Annotated in this window: 19 protein-coding genes; 13 read left to right on the top strand and 6 right to left on the bottom strand. The window is 64.0% G+C overall.

Features of this window, described 5'->3' with window-relative positions; all coding sequences use genetic code 11:
• Positions 1-80: 80 nt before the first annotated feature.
• From pseB to RIN56_05765, 13 genes are all read left to right on the top strand, one after another.
• Positions 81-1,067: a UDP-N-acetylglucosamine 4,6-dehydratase (inverting) gene (gene pseB / locus RIN56_05825; protein MDR7866319.1), complete on the top strand. Its 987-nt coding sequence runs from the start codon at positions 81-83 to the stop codon at positions 1,065-1,067.
• Positions 1,067-2,230 carry a UDP-4-amino-4,6-dideoxy-N-acetyl-beta-L-altrosamine transaminase gene (pseC, locus tag RIN56_05820; GenBank protein MDR7866318.1) on the top strand — a complete coding sequence of 388 codons (1,164 nt, stop codon included), beginning with the start codon at positions 1,067-1,069 and terminating at the stop codon, positions 2,228-2,230. The genes pseB and pseC overlap by 1 nt, the downstream gene beginning before the upstream one ends.
• Complete coding sequence (locus tag RIN56_05815; protein MDR7866317.1) at positions 2,227-2,958, top strand: glycosyltransferase family protein; 732 nt, start codon at positions 2,227-2,229, stop codon at positions 2,956-2,958. The genes pseC and RIN56_05815 overlap by 4 nt, the downstream gene beginning before the upstream one ends.
• A gap of 2 nt (positions 2,959-2,960) precedes the next feature.
• A complete protein-coding gene (gene pseG / locus RIN56_05810; protein ID MDR7866316.1) occupies positions 2,961-4,688 on the top strand; it encodes a UDP-2,4-diacetamido-2,4,6-trideoxy-beta-L-altropyranose hydrolase in 1,728 nt (575 codons plus the stop codon).
• Positions 4,689-4,692: 4 nt separating this feature from the next.
• Positions 4,693-5,748 carry a pseudaminic acid synthase gene (pseI, locus tag RIN56_05805; GenBank protein ID MDR7866315.1) on the top strand — a complete coding sequence of 352 codons (1,056 nt, stop codon included), beginning with the start codon at positions 4,693-4,695 and terminating at the stop codon, positions 5,746-5,748.
• A gap of 43 nt (positions 5,749-5,791) precedes the next feature.
• The gene (locus tag RIN56_05800; GenBank protein ID MDR7866314.1) at positions 5,792-6,529 is read left to right on the top strand and encodes a glycosyltransferase family protein; all 738 of its coding nucleotides are present in this window, start codon (positions 5,792-5,794) and stop codon (positions 6,527-6,529) included.
• Positions 6,522-7,496 (top strand): Gfo/Idh/MocA family oxidoreductase, encoded by a 975-nt coding sequence (locus RIN56_05795; GenBank protein ID MDR7866313.1) that lies wholly within the window; start codon positions 6,522-6,524, stop codon positions 7,494-7,496. Before RIN56_05800 ends, RIN56_05795 begins: the two co-directional genes overlap by 8 nt.
• Complete coding sequence (locus RIN56_05790) at positions 7,497-8,774, top strand: DegT/DnrJ/EryC1/StrS family aminotransferase (GenBank protein ID MDR7866312.1); 1,278 nt, start codon at positions 7,497-7,499, stop codon at positions 8,772-8,774. It abuts the gene before it with no gap.
• Positions 8,771-9,331 carry a GNAT family protein gene (locus RIN56_05785; protein ID MDR7866311.1) on the top strand — a complete coding sequence of 187 codons (561 nt, stop codon included), beginning with the start codon at positions 8,771-8,773 and terminating at the stop codon, positions 9,329-9,331. Before RIN56_05790 ends, RIN56_05785 begins: the two co-directional genes overlap by 4 nt.
• Positions 9,309-10,223 (top strand): hypothetical protein, encoded by a 915-nt coding sequence (locus RIN56_05780; GenBank protein ID MDR7866310.1) that lies wholly within the window; start codon positions 9,309-9,311, stop codon positions 10,221-10,223. Before RIN56_05785 ends, RIN56_05780 begins: the two co-directional genes overlap by 23 nt.
• Before the next feature lie 30 nt (positions 10,224-10,253).
• Positions 10,254-11,468 carry an N-acetyl sugar amidotransferase gene (locus tag RIN56_05775; GenBank protein ID MDR7866309.1) on the top strand — a complete coding sequence of 405 codons (1,215 nt, stop codon included), beginning with the start codon at positions 10,254-10,256 and terminating at the stop codon, positions 11,466-11,468.
• A gap of 11 nt (positions 11,469-11,479) precedes the next feature.
• Complete coding sequence (locus tag RIN56_05770; protein ID MDR7866308.1) at positions 11,480-12,844, top strand: amidase; 1,365 nt, start codon at positions 11,480-11,482, stop codon at positions 12,842-12,844.
• 97 nt (positions 12,845-12,941) lie between these two features.
• A complete protein-coding gene (locus RIN56_05765; GenBank protein ID MDR7866307.1) occupies positions 12,942-13,085 on the top strand; it encodes a hypothetical protein in 144 nt (47 codons plus the stop codon).
• A gap of 45 nt (positions 13,086-13,130) precedes the next feature.
• Here the strand turns inward: RIN56_05765 and RIN56_05760 are convergent, their stop codons facing one another.
• From RIN56_05760 to RIN56_05735, 6 genes are all read right to left on the bottom strand, one after another.
• The gene (locus RIN56_05760; GenBank protein MDR7866306.1) at positions 13,131-13,928 is read right to left on the bottom strand and encodes a sugar phosphate isomerase/epimerase family protein; all 798 of its coding nucleotides are present in this window, start codon (positions 13,926-13,928) and stop codon (positions 13,131-13,133) included.
• Positions 13,929-14,109: 181 nt separating this feature from the next.
• Complete coding sequence (locus RIN56_05755; protein MDR7866305.1) at positions 14,110-14,409, bottom strand: demethoxyubiquinone hydroxylase family protein; 300 nt, start codon at positions 14,407-14,409, stop codon at positions 14,110-14,112.
• A 78-nt stretch (positions 14,410-14,487) separates the two neighbouring features.
• On the bottom strand, positions 14,488-14,649 hold the full coding sequence (locus RIN56_05750; protein ID MDR7866304.1) for a hypothetical protein: 162 nt from the start codon (positions 14,647-14,649) through the stop codon (positions 14,488-14,490).
• 68 nt (positions 14,650-14,717) lie between these two features.
• Positions 14,718-15,161 carry a hypothetical protein gene (locus RIN56_05745; GenBank protein MDR7866303.1) on the bottom strand — a complete coding sequence of 148 codons (444 nt, stop codon included), beginning with the start codon at positions 15,159-15,161 and terminating at the stop codon, positions 14,718-14,720.
• Between the two features lie 66 nt (positions 15,162-15,227).
• The gene (locus tag RIN56_05740) at positions 15,228-15,902 is read right to left on the bottom strand and encodes a response regulator transcription factor (GenBank protein ID MDR7866302.1); all 675 of its coding nucleotides are present in this window, start codon (positions 15,900-15,902) and stop codon (positions 15,228-15,230) included.
• Between the two features lie 19 nt (positions 15,903-15,921).
• The gene (locus RIN56_05735) at positions 15,922-17,133 is read right to left on the bottom strand and encodes a secretin N-terminal domain-containing protein (GenBank protein ID MDR7866301.1); all 1,212 of its coding nucleotides are present in this window, start codon (positions 17,131-17,133) and stop codon (positions 15,922-15,924) included.
• Positions 17,134-17,136 lie beyond the last annotated feature (3 nt).

The following is a 17,136-nucleotide window of genomic DNA, read 5'->3' as shown; positions in this document are numbered from 1 at the left end:
TTATCTTCGCCGTTCGCCTAATGTTTACCGATTTTCGCTACGATATAAATTGTGTGATCAAATTCAGAGGTGGTTACAGAATGTTTAATGGCAAATCGATTCTAATCACCGGCGGTACGGGCTCTTTCGGCCGACATTGCGTCAGGTCGATCCTGGCGAATTATTTCCCCAAGCGCCTGATTGTTTTTTCGCGCGACGAACTGAAGCAGTTCGAGATGCAGCAGGAGTATAACGCCAAGCCGATGCGCTACTTCATCGGCGACGTCCGCGACGTGGAGCGCCTCAAGCAGGCGATGAGCGGCGTCGATTTCGTCATCCACGCCGCGGCGCTGAAGCAGGTGCCGGCGGCCGAGTATAACCCGATGGAGTGCATCAAGACTAATATCAACGGGGCGGAGAATGTCATCAAGGCCGCCATCGACAGCGGGGTCGGGAAGGTTGTGGCGCTGTCGACCGACAAGGCGGCGACGCCCATCAATCTGTACGGGGCGACCAAGCTGGTGTCTGACAAGCTTTTTGTGGCCGCCAACAATATCGCCGGCGGGAACAACACCCGCTTTGCGGTCGTCCGCTACGGCAATGTCATCGGGTCGCGCGGCTCGGTGATCCCGTTTTTCAAGGCGCTGATGAGCCGCGGCGAGAAATCGCTGCCGATAACCGACCCGCGCATGACGCGGTTCTGGATCACCCTCGACCAGGGGGTGGCGTTCGTGCTGAAGGCTTTTGCCCGCATGCAGGGCGGGGAGATTTTCGTGCCCAAGATTCCGTCGATGCTGATCACCGATCTGGCGGAGGGGATCGCTCCGGGGATGCCCACGCAGATCGTCGGCATCCGTCCCGGCGAGAAGCTGCACGAGACGATGTGCCCGGCCGACGACTCGCACCTGACGGTGGAGTTCGCCGACCACTATGTGATCAAGCCGACGATTACCTTCGCGGAGGCGGTGGACTATTCGGCCAATGCCATCGGCGAACAGGGCGCCCCGGTCGAGCCGGGGTTCGAGTATAATTCCGGCACAAACCCCACATTCCTGACTGTCGACGAACTGAGGGGGCTGCTGAAATAATGAAGCCTATTCCCTATGCCCGGCAAAATATCGACGCCGCCGACGTGGCGGCGGTGACGGAGGCGCTCAATTCGGACTGGCTGACTCAGGGGCCGGCGGTGGAGCGGTTCGAGCAGGCGGTGGCCGCGTATTGCGGCGCCAAATACGCCGTGGCGGTGAACAGCGCGACTTCGGCGCTGCATATTGCCTGCCTGGCGGCCGGCGTCGGCCACGGCGATGCGGTGTGGACGACGCCCAATACGTTCGTGGCGTCGGCGAATTGCGCCCTGTACTGCGGGGCTGACGTGGATTTCGTCGATATCGACGCAACGACTTACAACATGAGCGAGGCCGAGCTGGCGGACAAGCTGGCCCGCGCCCGCGAGGGCGGCCGGCTGCCCAAGGCCGTCGTGCCTGTAGATTTTTCCGGTCAGTCTTGCGCCATGGAGCGGATCGCCGCCCTTGCGCAAGATTTTGGTTTTTCGGTTATCGAGGATGCTTCGCACGCCATCGGCGCTACTTACCGGGGCGACAAGATCGGGGCATGCCGCTACGCCGCTATGACGGTGTTCAGTTTCCACGCCGTGAAGATCATCACGTCCGGCGAGGGCGGCATGATTACGACCAATAACCGCGAGCTGTACGAGCGGCTGGTGCTGCTGCGCAGCCACGGCATAACCCGCGATACCGCCAAGATGGCGGGCGAAAGCCACGGGCCGTGGTACTACGAGCAGATCGGCCTGGGCTATAATTACCGCATGACCGATATCCAGGCAGCGCTGGGAGCCAGCCAACTGGCGAGGATCGACGAATTCGTGGCCCGCCGGCGGGCGCTGGCGGCGCGCTACGACGCGCTGCTCGGCGGCCTGCCGCTGACGCTGCCGTGGCAGCGGGAGAAGGACGCCTCGGCCTGGCACCTGTATGTGGTGCGGCTTAAGCTCGATAAAATCGCCAAGAGCCACCGCCAGGTATTCGAGGAGCTCCGCGCCGCGGGCATCGGCGTGAACCTTCATTATATCCCCGTGCATACGCAGCCGTATTATCAGGGCCTCGGCTTCAGGGCGGGCGATTTTCCGGCCGCCGAGCGGTACTACGCCGAGGCGATCAGCCTGCCGATGTATTTCGGCCTGAGCGACGAACAGCAGGACTATGTGGCGGCGACGCTCGCGAAGGTGCTGGCATGAGGACGGCGATTATCGTCCAGGCCCGCATGACTTCGACCCGCCTGCCGGGCAAGATTTTGAAGGAGGTCCTCGGCAAGCCGCTGCTGGCATACCAGCTCGAGCGGCTGGCGAGGGTGCGGCGGGCGGGGACGGTCGTGATCGCTACGACGGTCAACGCCGCCGACGAGCCGGTGGCGGCGCTGTGCGCCCGTCTGGGCGTGCCCTGCTTCCGTGGCTCGGAGAACGATGTGCTGTCCCGCTACTATTTCGCCGCCGCCGAGCACGGCGCCGACACGGTCGTGCGGGTGACGTCGGATTGCCCGCTGATCGACCCGGCGGTGATCGACCAGGTCATCGCCCTGTATGAGGATAATTACCCCCGCTACGCCTACGCCTCGAACATCGGCGCGCGGACATATCCGCGGGGGATGGATACCGAGGTTTTTCCTTTTTCCGCCCTGGCGGCCGCTCACGCCGAGGCCGTCCTCCCTGGCGACCGCGAGCATGTCACTCCTTTTATCCGCCGGGAGAACGTACGCTTCCCGGCCGCCAACCTCAGCTACGGCTGCGACGCCAGCGGTCATCGCTGGACGGTCGACACCCCCGAGGATTTTATGCTGATCGAGAAGATGCTGACCGCGCTTTATTCGCACAATCCCGCCTTTACCCTGGAGGACTGCCTGGACCTGCTGGCCGCCAATCCGGGGTGGAGCGCGATCAACGAGCATATCAGGCAGAAAGAAGGCTGAATGTGACCAGCAAGCAGGCGGTCTTCCGCGCCGATTCGTCGACCGCTCTCGGCAGCGGCCATATCATGCGGTGCCTGACGCTGGCCGACGCTCTCGCCGGGCGCGGCTACGCCGTGTCGTTCGTCTGCCGCGACCTGCCGGGCAACATTATCGCCGCCGTGACCGGCCGGGGCTATAAGGCGCATACCCTCCCCCACCGCCCGGTCGCCGACGGTGCGGACGAGTACGAACGGCTGCTGGGCGCACCGCGGGAGACGGACGCCGCCGAGACGGCCGCGATATTGAAGGCCGCCGGACCGGTCGAGCTGCTGGTGGTCGACCACTACGCGCTCGACGAGCGCTGGGAAAAGAAAATGAACCATCTGGCCGGCCGGCTGCTGGCGATCGACGATCTCGGCAACCGCCGCCACGACTGCGATTTCCTGCTCGACCAAAACCTGGCCGGCGATCCGCCGCGCGAATACCGGGCACTGACGCCCGCCGCGTGTACGCTGCTGCTCGGCACGGCCTACACGCTCCTCCGCCCCGAATTCGCCGCTCTCCGCAGCGGGCTGGGGCGGCGCGACGGCATTGTCCGCCGCCTGCTGGTGTTTTTCGGCGGCGGCGATGAGGGTAACGAGACCGGCAAGGCGCTGGCGGCGATCGCGCTGACATGCGCCGACTTGAATGTGGATGTGGTGCTGGGGGCAAGCAACCCGCACGGCGAGGATATCGAAAGACTGTGCGCCGGGCTGCCGGGGGCGACGGTCCACCGGCAGACGACGGCGATGGCCGCGCTTATGGCCGGGGCCGACCTGGCGATCGGCGGCTGCGGGACAGCCACCTGGGAGCGCTGCGCGCTGGGGCTGCCCGCCATCTGCACCTCCCTCGCCGCCAATCAGGAGCCGATCGCCGCCGCCGCGGCGGACGCGGGCGCGCTGCTTTATCTGGGGAAGGCTGCGGAGGTGAGCGCCGGCGATATCGCGGCCGCGCTCGGCAGGCTGCTCGCCGACCCGGCGGCGGTAAGGAGCATGTCCGCCAAGGCCGCCAAGGTGGTCGACGGCTATGGCACGGAAAGGGTGGTAAGGGCTTTGGGCTTTGCCAAGTATAAAATTACAATCGTTACAGATGCCAAATACTGGATGAACGACCGCATCCCGGCGCTGGCCGCCGCTTTCGAGGCGCGGGGCCACACTGTCGGCTGGGTGCACAAGGTGAAGGATATCCCCGCCGGCGACTGGGTCTTCCTGCTCGGCTGCGGGGAGATCGCCCCGCCGGCCGTCCTGGCGAAAAACCGCCACAATATCGTCGTCCACGCCAGCGCCCTGCCGAAGGGGCGGGGCTGGTCGCCGCTCAACTGGCAGATCGCGGCCGGGGTCAACAGCATCCCGGTGACGATGTTCGAGGCGGCGCCCGCACTGGACAGCGGCGACATCTATGCCGCCGAGACGCTCGAATTCGCGGGCTGCGAGCTTATGGACGAAATGAAGCCCGCCCTGGCGGACGCGACAATCAGGCTGTGCCTGCGGTTCGCCGACGAGTATCCCGATATCGTCGCCGGACGTACTCCCCAGGAGGGCGAACCCAGCTTCTACCGGAAGCGGACGCCGGCCGACAGCAGGCTGGACGCGGATAAGCCGCTGGCCGCGCAGTTCAATCTGCTGCGGGCGGTCGACAACGAGGCCTATCCGGCCTGGTTCGAGCATAACGGCTGCAAATACATCGTGAAGATATACCGCGACAGGGAGTGACGAGATGAACGACGTTACCATCGCCGGCCGGAAGATCGGCGCGGGCCACAAGCCTTTCATCGTGGCCGAGATGTCCGGCAACCACAACCAGTCGCTGGACCGGGCCCTGGACATCGTGCGCGCCGCCGCCCGGGCGGGGGCCGACGGCCTGAAGATCCAGACCTATACCGCCGATACCATGACCCTCGACGTGACCGACCGGGACGACTTCGTCATCCGCGACAGCAACAGCCTGTGGAAGGGCAACAGCCTGTACAGGCTCTATCAGCAGGCCTACACCCCGTGGGAGTGGCACAAGCCCATCCTCGATCTCTGCCGCGAGCTGGGGCTGGTCGGGTTCAGCACGCCGTTCGACGCTTCGTCGGTCGATTTCCTCGAGGAACTGGCTGTGCCCTGCTATAAGATCGCGTCGTTCGAGAATAGCGACATCCCCCTGCTCCGCAAGGTGGGCTCGCTCGGCAAGCCGGTGATAGTGTCGACCGGCATGGCGTCGATCGCCGAGCTGGACGAGGCGGTGCGGACGCTGCGCGACGCCGGCAGCGGCGAGATCATCCTCCTCAAGTGCACGAGTAGTTATCCGTCGACCCCCGAGAATTCCAACATCCTGACAATTCCCCATATGCGCGACCTGTTCGGCTGCCAGACGGGGCTGTCCGACCACACGATGGGCATCGGCGCGGCCGTCGCTTCGGTGGCCCTGGGGGCGACGGTTATCGAGAAGCATTTTACCCTCAGCCGCGCCGACGGCGGCGTCGATTCGGCCTTTTCCCTCGAGCCGGCCGAGTTGGCCGCCCTGGCCGTCGAGACGGAGCGGGCCTGGCAGAGCCTGGGGCAGGTGAGCTACGGCCTGTCGGCGAGCGAGGAGAGCTCGCGCCGCTTCCGGCGGTCGCTGTATGTGGCCCGCGATATCAAGGCCGGCGAGACGCTTACCGCCGACAACATCCGCTGCATCCGGCCCGGTTACGGGCTGGCGCCGAAGTATTACGATCTGGTCCTCGGCCGCCTGGCCGGTCGCGACCTGGCGAAAGGCACGCCACTGACCTGGGACTGCCTCCGCTGACGGGGCCGCGGCTGCGCGATATTTTTTCTAAAAGGGGTGCGCCATGAAGATTGTCGCAACGATCGAGGCCCGCATGACTTCGTCCCGCCTGCCGGGCAAGGTGCTGCTGGAGGCTGACGGCCTGCCGATGCTCGGACACCTTATCGGACGCCTGAAAAAGGCGCCGTCTCTGGACGCTATCGTGGTGGCGACGACGGTCAACCGCCAGGACGACGTGCTGGCCGCTTACGCCGCGGCCCAAGGAGTGGCCTGTTTCCGCGGCAGCGAGGAGGATGTTATGGCGCGGGTGATCGGCGCGGCGGAATCGGTGGACGCCGATATCGTCGTCGAGATAACCGGCGATTGTCCGATCATCGACCCGCAGGTCGTCGAGCAGACGGTCAGGCTGTTCCTTAACAACCCGTGCGCATACGCCAGCAACGTCCAGGTGCGTTCCTACCCGGTGGGCATGGATACGCAGGTTTTCCGCCTGGATACGCTGAAGAAGTCGTTTGCCATGACCGAGGAGCCGCTCGACCGCGAACACGTCAGCCGCCACATGCGCCTCAACCCCGATATCTTCCCCCAGCTCCACCTGGTCGCCTCGCCGGACATGGACTGGCCCGAGCTGGGCCTGACCCTCGACGAGCGGGCCGACTACGAGCTGCTGAAGAAGATCATCGAATACTTCGCCCCCGACCGGCTGTTCGGCTGCCGCGAGGTCATCACCCTGCTGGCGGATGTGCATCCCGAATGGGTGGATATCAACCGGACGGTGCGGCGGAAGGGCCTCCATGAATAGGTACAAGGCGGCGGTCGTGGGCCTGGGCAGCATCGGCCTGGGATACGACTACGACGCCGCCGACGATTCGCGCGTGTTGACCCATGCCGCCGGGTTCCATTTCCACCCCGGCTTCGAACTGGCGGCGGGGGTGGACGGCAGCGCGGCGGCCCGCGAGCGGTTCACGGCCAAGTACGGCCGCCCGGCTTTCGCGACGATGAGCGCGATGATGGCCTCCTGCCGGCCGGCGGTGGTGTCGGTGGCGGTGCCGACCGCCAGCCACCGCGAAGTTTTCGAAGAGGTTGTTTCCCATGGGCCGCGGGCGGTGCTGGCCGAGAAGCCGCTGGGCGGCACGCTGCGGGACGCGGCGGCGATTACGGCGCTGGCGAAGGATAAGGGCACGCTGCTGCTGGTCAATTACATCCGGCGGTTCGAGCCCGGCGTGCTGGCCCTGAAGGCGGCGCTCGCCGCCGGCCGCTGCGGCGAGATATACAAAGGCACGGTGTGGTATTCCAAGGGCCTTGCCAACAACGGATCGCATTTCATCGATCTGCTGATCTTCCTCCTCGGACCGGTGACGGCTGTCAGGCTGCTGAGCCCGGGGACCGAGCCGGGCCCTGACCCGGAGCCGGATTTCGTCCTGTCGTTCGGGGCTGTCGATGTCTATTTCCTGGCCGGCCGCGAGGCGTGTTTCTCGGTGAAGGAGATCGCGCTGATGGGCACCGGCGGGTGCGTCAATTATGAAAATGGCGGCGCGCGGATCAGCGTCCGCACTACCGTCCCCCACCCCACTTTCGCCGGCTATACGGTGCTGGCGGAGCGCGGGACGGAGATCGCGACCGATTTCTACCGCTACCAGGCCCACGTGACCGAAGCCCTCTACCGGACGCTCGACGGCGGCGCGCCGCTCGCCTCGACAGGCGAAACGGCGCTGACGACGCTGGCGGCGGTGGAGGCTGTCAGGGAACTTTGCAGGGAGGCGAGATAAGTGAGCGATAAACTTGCTCTGTTGGGCGGTCCAAAGACGATCGACGGCGAATTCAAGCGCTATAACCCGTACGGACCGGAGGAGCCCCAGGCCGCCAAGGCGGTGGTCGAGAGCGGGGTGTTGTCGAAGTTCATCGGCGCCTGGTCGGAGGATTTTTACGGCGGCGTCAAGGTGAAGGAGTTCGAGGCGGCCTGGGCGGCGTATTTCGGCGTCAGCCACGCCGTGTCCGTCAACTCGGCGACGTCCGGGCTGATGGCAGCCCTGGGGGCGATCGGCATCGAACCGGGCGACGAGGTGATCGTCAGCCCCTGGACGATGTCGGCGTCGGCGACCGCCATCCTCGTCTGGAACGCGGTGCCGGTGTTCGCCGATATCGACGCCGACACCTTCAACCTCGACCTGGCGAGCATTGAAAAGAACATCACGCCGCTGACGAAGGCGATCGTGGTGCCCGATATATTCGGCCAGGCGGCCGACCTGGACGCCATCATGGCGATCGCCCGCAAATACGGGCTCAAGGTGGTCGAGGACGCCGCCCAGGCGCCGGGCGCCTTTTACCGCGGCCGCTACGTCGGCACGGTCGCCGATATCGGCGTGTTCAGCTTCAACTACCACAAGCATATCCACACCGGCGAGGGCGGGATGTGCGTGACGAACGACGCCGCGCTGGCGGAGAGGATGCAGCTCATCCGCAATCACGCCGAGGCGGTGGCCGCCGGCAAGGAGCCCGACAATCTGGCCAACCTGGTGGGCTTCAACTTCCGCATGGGCGAGATCGAGGCCGCCATCGGCCTGGAGCAGCTGAAAAAACTCAAGCGCCTGGCGGCATCCAAGAGCGCGGCCGGCGAACGCCTGACCGAGGGGCTGGCCGGCCTGGCCGGACTGAAGACGCCGGTAGTCCAAAAGGACTGCACTCATGTTTATTACGTATATGCGCTGACGGTCGACGAGGCTGTGCTCGGCGTGCCCCGCGACCGGCTGATCGAGGCTCTCAGAGCCGAAGGGGTGCCGGGGTTGATGCGCGGCTATACCAATATCCACCTCCTCCCCATCTACCAGCGCAAGATCGCTTACGGCGCCAAGGGCTTCCCCTGGGTGCCGGAGATTTATAAGGGGAACGTTTCCTATGCGCGGGGCATATGCCCGGTGGCGGAACGGCTGCACGGGTCGGCGATGATCGGCCTGCAGCCCTGCCTGCACGAGTATTCCGACGAGGAGACGGCCCTGGTTATCGGCGCTTTCCGCAAGGTATGGCGCGGCATGGAGGGACTGAGATGACGGCGACCGACAATTGCTTTATCTACCGGACGGACCGGCTGGGCGTGCGCGCCCTGGAACGGGCCGACCTGGAGGGCGGCTATCCGCTGTGGTTCCGCGACGCCGAGGTCTGCCGCTATAATTCCCACGGCACATTCCCCAAGCGGCTGCCGGAGCTGACGGCCTACATCGACGCGCTGGCCGGCGACCGCTCGAAGGTGGTGTGGGCGGTGGTCGACCTGGCGAGCGGCCGCCATATCGGCAACATGAGCCTGCAGGCCATCGATTATATTAACCGCAGCGCCGAGTTTGCGGTGCTGATGGGCGAGAAGGAGTACTGGGGCAGGGGCTACGCCCGCGAGGCGGGCGAGCTGCTGCTGCGCCACGGGTTTATGAAGCTCAATCTGCACCGCGTGTACTGCGGGACGGCGGCCGGCAACACCGGCATGCAGAAGCTGGCCGCAGCTCTCGGCATGGTGCGGGAGGGCGTCCGCCGCCAGGCGCTTTTTCTGAACGGCGAGTACGCCGATGTGTGGGAATACGGGGTGCTGAAGGATGAGTTTTTGGCCGGACGGTAGGCTGCTGGTCGCCGCCCATGACGCCGGCGGCGCCGAAGTTGTCGCCGCCTGGCTGCGGCAGGCTGCCGGGGGCGACTGCTCCCGGGTGGCTTTCGCGCTGGCCGGGCCGGCGGTGAAGGTGTTCCGGGCGAGGCTGGGCGATATCGCCCTGACGGCGCCGGAGGAGGCGTTCGCCGCCGTGGCTGGCTATGACCGGGTGCTGACCGGCACCGGCTGGGGGTCGGATCTGGAGCGGCGGGCGATTGCTGCGGCGAAGGCGGCCGGCGTGAGGGTGGCGGCGTATCTCGACCACTGGACGAATTACCGCGAGCGGTTCGTGCTGGATGGCGCCCCCGTGCTGCCGGACGAGCTGTGGGCGGGGGACAAGCATGCGTACCGCCTGGCGCGGCAGGTTTTTCCGTCCGTGCCGGTGGTGCTGGAACCCAACCGCTATTTCGCGGACGCGGTCGCGGCCTTCAGGGAGGCCGCGTCGCCGCCCCGGCGGAGCAACGGCAAGCGCGTTCTTTATATCTGCGAACCGCGAACGATGCAATATGGCCGGGCCGATTATTGGGGCTACACCGAGTACGAGGCGCTGGCGGGGTACCTGGAGCATCTCGTCCGCGAGGCTGTGCCGGTGGAAGAGGTCCGTGTCCGTCTTCATCCGGCGGAGAGCGCCGGCAAGTACGCAGCCGTGACCGCGAAATTTGCCGACGCCTTGCCGCTTACGGAGAGCGCCGGCGCGCCGCTGGCCGCCGACTGCGCCTGGGCGGACTGGGTGGCGGGCTGCGACAGCATGGCGATGGTGATCGCGCTGCTGGCCGGTAGGACGGTCTTCTCATGTATTCCGCCGGGCGGCCGGAAAATGACCCTACCTTATCCGGAAATAGTCCGGCTGTTCGCCAGCCGATGAGCGCTATCAGACAAGGAAGGAGCCGCGACAATGACGACAGGCAAAACTGAGCCCAGGTTCGGCCACCTGCAATACTGCGTCAGGTGCTGTATGCCGGAGACGCAGGAGGGACTTATTTTCGACGACCTGGGTATCTGCCAGGCGTGCCAGTCTTCCGAGCAGAAGATCCATATCAACTGGGTCGAGCGGGAGAAGGAGCTGAGGCGCCTGCTGGAGGACGCCAAGGCCAAGGCGGGCAATAATTACGACTGCATCATCCCCATCAGCGGCGGCAAGGACAGCACCTTCCAGCTCCATGTGCTTACGAAGGTCTACGGCATGAAGCCGCTGGCGGTGACTTTCAGCCACAACTGGTACAGCGAGATCGGCTGGTATAACCTGGTGAACTCGCTGGAGCAGTTTAACGTCGACCATATGATGTTCACCCCCAACCGCGATCTGGTGAACCGGATGGCGCGCCGGTCGCTGTCGGGGATCGGCGATTCCTGCTGGCACTGCCACGCCGGGGTGGGCGCTTTTCCGCTGCATATCGCGGTGAAGTTCAACATCCCGCTGCTCATCTGGGGCGAGTCGATCGCCGAGTCTTCGGGACGGGCTTCGTATTTCAATCCGGTGAAGAAGTTCGACCGCGAGTATTTCACGAAGGTGTCCGCCAAGCTGAAGCCGTCGGAGATGGTGTGCAGCTATCTTTCCGAGCGGGATCTATATCCTTTTAATATCCCCACCCTGGAGGAATGCGAGCGGGTCGGCCTGCACGGCATCCATCTCGGCGATTATATTTTCTGGGACGACGAGCGGCAGACGGAGTTCGTCCGCGATAACTACGGCTGGAAAGAGGTCGATATCGAGGGGACGTATAAGCGCTATAAGAGCGCGGAGTGCATGATGCCGGGCGTCCACGATTTCACCTGTTACCTCAAGCGCGGCTATGGCCGGGCGACCTTCCACGCCAGTGTGGATGTGCGCACCGGGCTGGTGACCCGCGAGGAGGGCTTCGCGCTGGCGAACGAGTACGATTCCGAGCGGCCGGAGGCGCTAGATTATTACCTGGAAACGACCGGCATGCCTGAGGAGGAGTTTTACGCGACGATGAAGGGGCTTAGGGTGCCGAAGCTGAAGGACACCGACATCCCGGTGACGCCCAAGGACCCGTCGCGGCGGCGGACGATGAAGCCGTTCGTGCAGCAGTTCATCGCGGATGTCAGGCGCAAGACGGACGGCGGCGCGGGCCGGAAGGGGGAATGACGGTGGAGGAGATGGCTACGTTGGGTCTGAGCGTGCGGGAGATCGTCGACGGGTACCGGCAGCGCAAATTCAGCCCGGTGGAGATCGCCCGCCTGTATATCGCCCAGGTGGAGAAGGCCGAGCCGGTCTGCAAGGCGTGGGTGTGCTACGACGCCGAAAAGTACCTGGCCGCCGCCCGCGAGACGGAGAAACGGCTGATGGCCGGCGAGGCGGTGCGGGCTCTCGAAGGGGCGCCGGTCGGCGTCAAGGATATCATCAATACAGCCGAGTTCCCGACTCAGATGGGCAGCCCGCTGTGGGAGGGCTTCACCCCCGGCAACGACGCGCGGGTGGTGTTTCACGCCAAGCGGGCCGGGGCGCTCGTGCCCGGTAAGACGGTTACTGCCGAGTTCGCCGTCCATACGCTGGGGAAGACCGAGAATCCCCATGACCGCCTGCGCAACCCCGGTACGTCGTCGAGCGGTTCGGCGGCGGCGGTGGCGGCCGGGATGGCGCCGGTAGCCCTGGGGACGCAGACCGCCGGCTCGATCGTGCGGCCGGCGAGTTATTGCGGCGTATATGGCATGAAGCCGTCGTTCGGGCTCATCCCCCGCACGGGGATGCTGAAGACGACCGACAGCCTCGATACCGTCGGCTTCTTCGTCGGCTGCCTGGAGGACGCGGCGCGGGTTTTCGACGCCCTTAGGGTCCACGGCCGCGATTATCCGCTGAGCGACGCGGCGCTGACCGACCCCGCCCGCCAGGACAAGCCGGCGGGCCGCCCCTGGCGGGTGGCGCTGGTAAAGACTCATACCTGGCCGGAGGCCAAGGATTACGCCAGGGAGGCTTTCCTGGAGTGGGCGAAGAAGCTGGCCGGCACGGCCGGGATCGAGGTGACCGAGGCTGACCTGCCGGCGGGCCTGGAGCGCATCCACGAGGTCCACGCCACCGTTTACGACCGGGCGCTGGCCTATTACTTCCAGGAGGAGTTCAAGAACGCTTCCCTCGTTTCGCCGATCATGAACGACCTCATCAGGCACGGCAACGCGATCGCCCGCGAGGACTACTGGCAGGCGATGGCCGATCAACTGGCGATGGCCCGGTCGATGGACGCGTTCTTCACCGCGGGCGGATACGATATCCTGATTTCGCTGAGTACGGCCGGGCACGCGCCGCTGAGGGACGAGCCGGAGCCGCGCGACCCCGCCCTGATCTGGACGGCCACGCATCTGCCGGTTATCAGCGCCCCTGCGCTGGTGTCGCCTGCCGGCCTGCCTTTCAGCGTGCAGCTCGCGGCCAGACGCTACAACGACCCGCTGCTGCTGAAGTTCGCGGCCGCGCTGGCGGCGGACGGCCTGCTGCCTAAAGGCGCCAACCCTCTCTTTTCAGCGCAATAATCGACAAGAAAATCTGCGAATTATTTTTATTTCCGGCAGGAATACTGAGATGTAGTGTGGAAATTTTACAGCAAATTACATCAGAGGTGAAGGCTGCTTGAAAGAGGATATGTACAGCTATCACTACTACAAGCGTCGCTCGGTTATGACACCGGCCAAGACTTCGGATTATCTCGTCCAGGCCGCGCTCTTCTGCGGGCTGGCTTATGCGGTCGTTACTATTGTTGTGATGTTCCGGTAGCTGCCGGAACTGGAAAAACAGCCCTGACAACTGTCAGGGCTGTTTTTATTTGGTACATTCGAAATTTAGCTTGCGCAGATGTTTCAGGCTGGCTTTGACTTTGGATGCCGGGCTGCGGCCGCCGGGGAATTCCAGCGCGTATAGGCCCTTATACCCCGTTTGTTCCAGCTTGGCAATGATGGCCGCAAAGTCCATGTCGCCGCCGCCGGGGTAGGCGGGCACGAAGCCGTCCGGCCGGTTGACCATGTCCTTGAGGTGGACGTAGCCGATGTGGCCGGCAAGGATGTGGGCGGCTTTCAAGGGGTCCCAGCCGGCGGGCAGCCAGTTGCCGGTGTCGAAGGTGACTTTGAGCCACGGCGAGGCGAACGGGGCGACTAAGTCGCGGAGAAGTTCGGCGTCGCCGGTGGTGGGGTTGGGGGCGTTCTCGACGGCGAGGACGATGCCTTTGGCGGCCGCGTCGTCGATGAGCTGGCTGATCGCCTGCCGCCACCAGCCGGCTTCGAGCATCGACCGGTCTACGGGCCCTACGGCTAAGAGGAGCCGGAATACCTTGGCTCCAAGCCGCTCGGCTTTGGCAAGGCTTTTTTCCACCGACAGGAGCGCCTGGCGGGCGCCTTCGTCGGTGGCGGCCAGCAGGCAGTCGTTGGCGGCGTAGGTGCATTCGAGCTGGTATTCGGCCAGGAAGTCCTTGATTTCGTAAAGTTCTTCGATGGAGCTGCGCCAGTAGGGGCGGAATTCGATGCCGGCGCAGCCGTATTTGTCCGCCACCGGCACAAGTTCCAGCTGGCACATCCCCGAGCGCAGGTATTGGTCCCAGGTGACGGCGCTGATTATGAGCCGCATCGCCCCCCTCCTCTCTCCTTGCTACCGGCCGTTGATTACCGCCCATCTGCGTTGTTAGTCCTGCGGGCGCTTGCTTGCGTACTTGCGAGTACGCGGCGCGGCGCGTCCTCGGCCTGCCTAGCATCTGGGCAGTACTGAACGGCCTTATATTTCATACAATTTCAATCGCGCTCAAGCTCGGTTATTTCTGGGCGGTGGCGACTTTTTCGGCGCCGGCGGTATGGTCCTCGGCGAATTTCTGCCGTTGAACGGCGTCGATTCTGGCGATAAGGTGGGTTATTTCGGCGACGTGTTCTTTTTCGTCGTCACGGATGTGGGCGAGGAGTTTTTTGATTTCCTGGTCGTCGATATTGTCGATGTGGGCCTGATATTGGTTGATGGCCTGCAGTTCGCCCATCAGGTCTTCCCTGAGCCAGATGATGAGCTGCTCCAGGGGCGAGGCCTTGAGGCCGCTGCCGGCTTCCGGCTGTCCGTACGCCATGGTGGATACCTCCCTGTGTGATGGCTGCCGCTTTTGGTGTAAGTTACCTATTCGCTTTGGGGGAGCTATTTCCCTCCCTCAGTATTCCTCGTTGCTGAAATCGACCACCCGGCAGCTTGTCTCTTCACAGAGCATGCTGCAAAACGGGCAGCGCACCACGGCGGCGGCGTGGCTGGCGAACATGCCGCCGCAGCGGCTGCATTTGTATCCGGTTTCGGCGTTGTCTGCTGGTTTGTCCATGGTTTCGCACCCCCTTATCGCTTGCTATGCAGTATTTCCTCCGCTGGCATAAATATGCGGCGCGCCGCTTAGCGACGGACGAGCCTGCGGATGGCCGCGTCCCAGTCGGCATCGCCCACGCGGCTTTCCAGGTCGATTATTTCGAGGATTTCGCCCTGGCAGAAGGCGATGGCGTCGGCGACCGGCCTGGCGGCAGCCGGCAGGTGGACGATTTTGAGGAGCGGGTAGCAGGCGGCCAGCCGGTCGAGGATGGCGGGGGTCAGGTCGTCGGAGGCGTGGTCGGCGACGATTATTTCCTGCCACGCCGGTTCGAGGGCGGTTTCGTACAGCAGTCGGCGCAGGTTGTCTTCGACGCTGTCCTCGGCGTTGCGGACGATGACGAGCAGGCTGGCTCTGAGGGTCCTGCCCGGCCCGCCGCCTGACCACAGGCCCAGGAGGTCGCGGAAGACGTGCCATAGGCCGTAGAGGGCCAGGGAGACGACGATGACGGTCAGCCAGTAGGGGAAAAGCAAAATATCCTACCCCCTTTTCCGGGATAGGATATTATATGTGCCGGCGGAGCGGGCGTGCCTGCCCGCTCAGTCGAGGACGACGATCTTGTTTTTGATGGCGTAGAGGACTGCCTGGGTGCGGTCGGCGACGTCGATTTTGCGGAAGATGTTGGTGAGGTGGTTCTTGACGGTTTTTTCGCTGAGGAAGAGTCTGTGAGCGATTTCCTGGTTGCTGAGGCCTTTGGCGATGAGCTGCAGGACTTCGAGCTCGCGCAGGGTGAGGCGCTCGTCGCGGCCGTGCTGGAGGATGCTGGCCGCACCGTGCCGCCGTTCTTCTTCCAGACGGGTGATTTCGCCGAACAGTTTTTTGGCGAGGGTGGGATAGATGAAGGATTCTCCTTCGTATACGGTCCGAATTGCTTTGATGAGCATGCCGGGCTCGACGTCCTTGAGAAGGTAGCCTGCGGCGCCCGCTTTGACGACTTCGACGACATAGCTTTCGTCGTCGTGGATGGTAAGGATGATGACTTTGACGCTTGGCTGGGCGGCGCGGATGCGTTTGGTGACCTCCAGGCCGTTGAGGCGCGGCATGTTGATGTCCAGGAGGGCTATGTCTGGAACCGCTTCGCCGGCTTTGCGCACCGCTTCCTCGCCGTCGCCGGCTTCGGCGACGATGGCGAAATCGCTTTCGAGCTCAAGCACGTTTTTGATGCCTTGCCTAAGCAGGGCATGGTCGTCGGCGATCAGAATCCGGATCGGCATCGGTCCTCACATCCCTTCGCTATTTGACTATCCGGGCCGTAAGAAAGATCATGACTTCAGTTTCCGATTTGGATTTGGAGTTGCTTTCGAACAGTTTGCCGAGGATGGGCAGGTCGGCCAACCCCGGGATGCGGTTCTTGCCACCCGATTCCTCGGTGTTGATCAGGCCGCCGATGACCATGGTTTCGCCGTCTTTCATGCGGACGTTGGTTTCGGCTTCGCGGGTGCTGATGCGGTAGGCTTTCATCTCGGTGACGAGGGTGGGAGTGCTGACTTCGGTGTGGACGGCGGCGGTTATCAGCCCGTCGGCGTTGATGCGGGGAGTGTATTTGAGCCGGATGCCGGCTTCGACGTAGCTGATGGTGTTGGTGGTTTTGCCGTTTTCGGTTTTTTCTACGAGGACGGGGATGCGATCGCCGATGAGGATGTTGGCTTCTTTGCCGTCGATGGTGGTGATGTTGGGTTTGGCGAGGATTTTGGCGTCGCCCTTGGTGATGAGGGCGTTTAGCGTGGCCTGGAATGTGAATTCGAACGGCCGGCCCTCGGGGGTGCGGCCGAAGGATATGACGCCCGGGTATTCGCGGGTGACGGTGGTCTTGCTGGTCGAGCCGGAGCTTGAGGATGTATCGTATTCGGTTTTGGCGGGCAGGCCCGACCATTTCCAGTCGATGCCGAGGTTCCTGCCGGCCGTCCTGTTGATGGACACAACCTGGGCTTCGAGGGAGATCTGCCGGTAGGGGATGTCGAGTTCCTCAAGGGTGCTGCGGATGGTGTCGGCTTCGGCCGGCGACCCGCTGAAGACGATGGAGTTGGTGGCTTCGTCGACTTTCAGCCGGTCTTCGGGGATGATGAGGGCGAGGGTCTTTTTGATTTCGGAGGCTTTGGCGTAGTTGACCTTGATGATCTGGACGTTGCCGAAGCCTTTGCTGAGCTTTTCGGGGGTGGCGACGACGATGACGTGGCCCATCCGCTGGTAGACGAGCCCTTTGGTCTTGGTGACGAGGTCAAGGGCGGTTTCGAAGGGGACGTTGGCCAGGTGGATGGTTATTTTGCCGGCAGCCGAGTCGTCGGCGACGATGCTGACGCCGCCGACGCTGGCCAGGGCGGTGAGCACGTCGCGCACTTCGGTGTTGACGACGTTCATGTTTACGAGCGGCGCGGCGGTCGCCCGGCCGGCGAACAGTAGTAAGAGCAGGCTGAGCAATGCTATGTATTTTTTAGTTCCCCTCATGTG

The sequence above is a fragment of the Sporomusaceae bacterium genome (assembly GCA_031460455.1).
Taxonomy (GTDB): Bacteria; Bacillota; Negativicutes; order Sporomusales; family UBA7701; genus Anaeroselena.
This window is presented reverse-complemented; position numbering and strand designations above follow the sequence as displayed.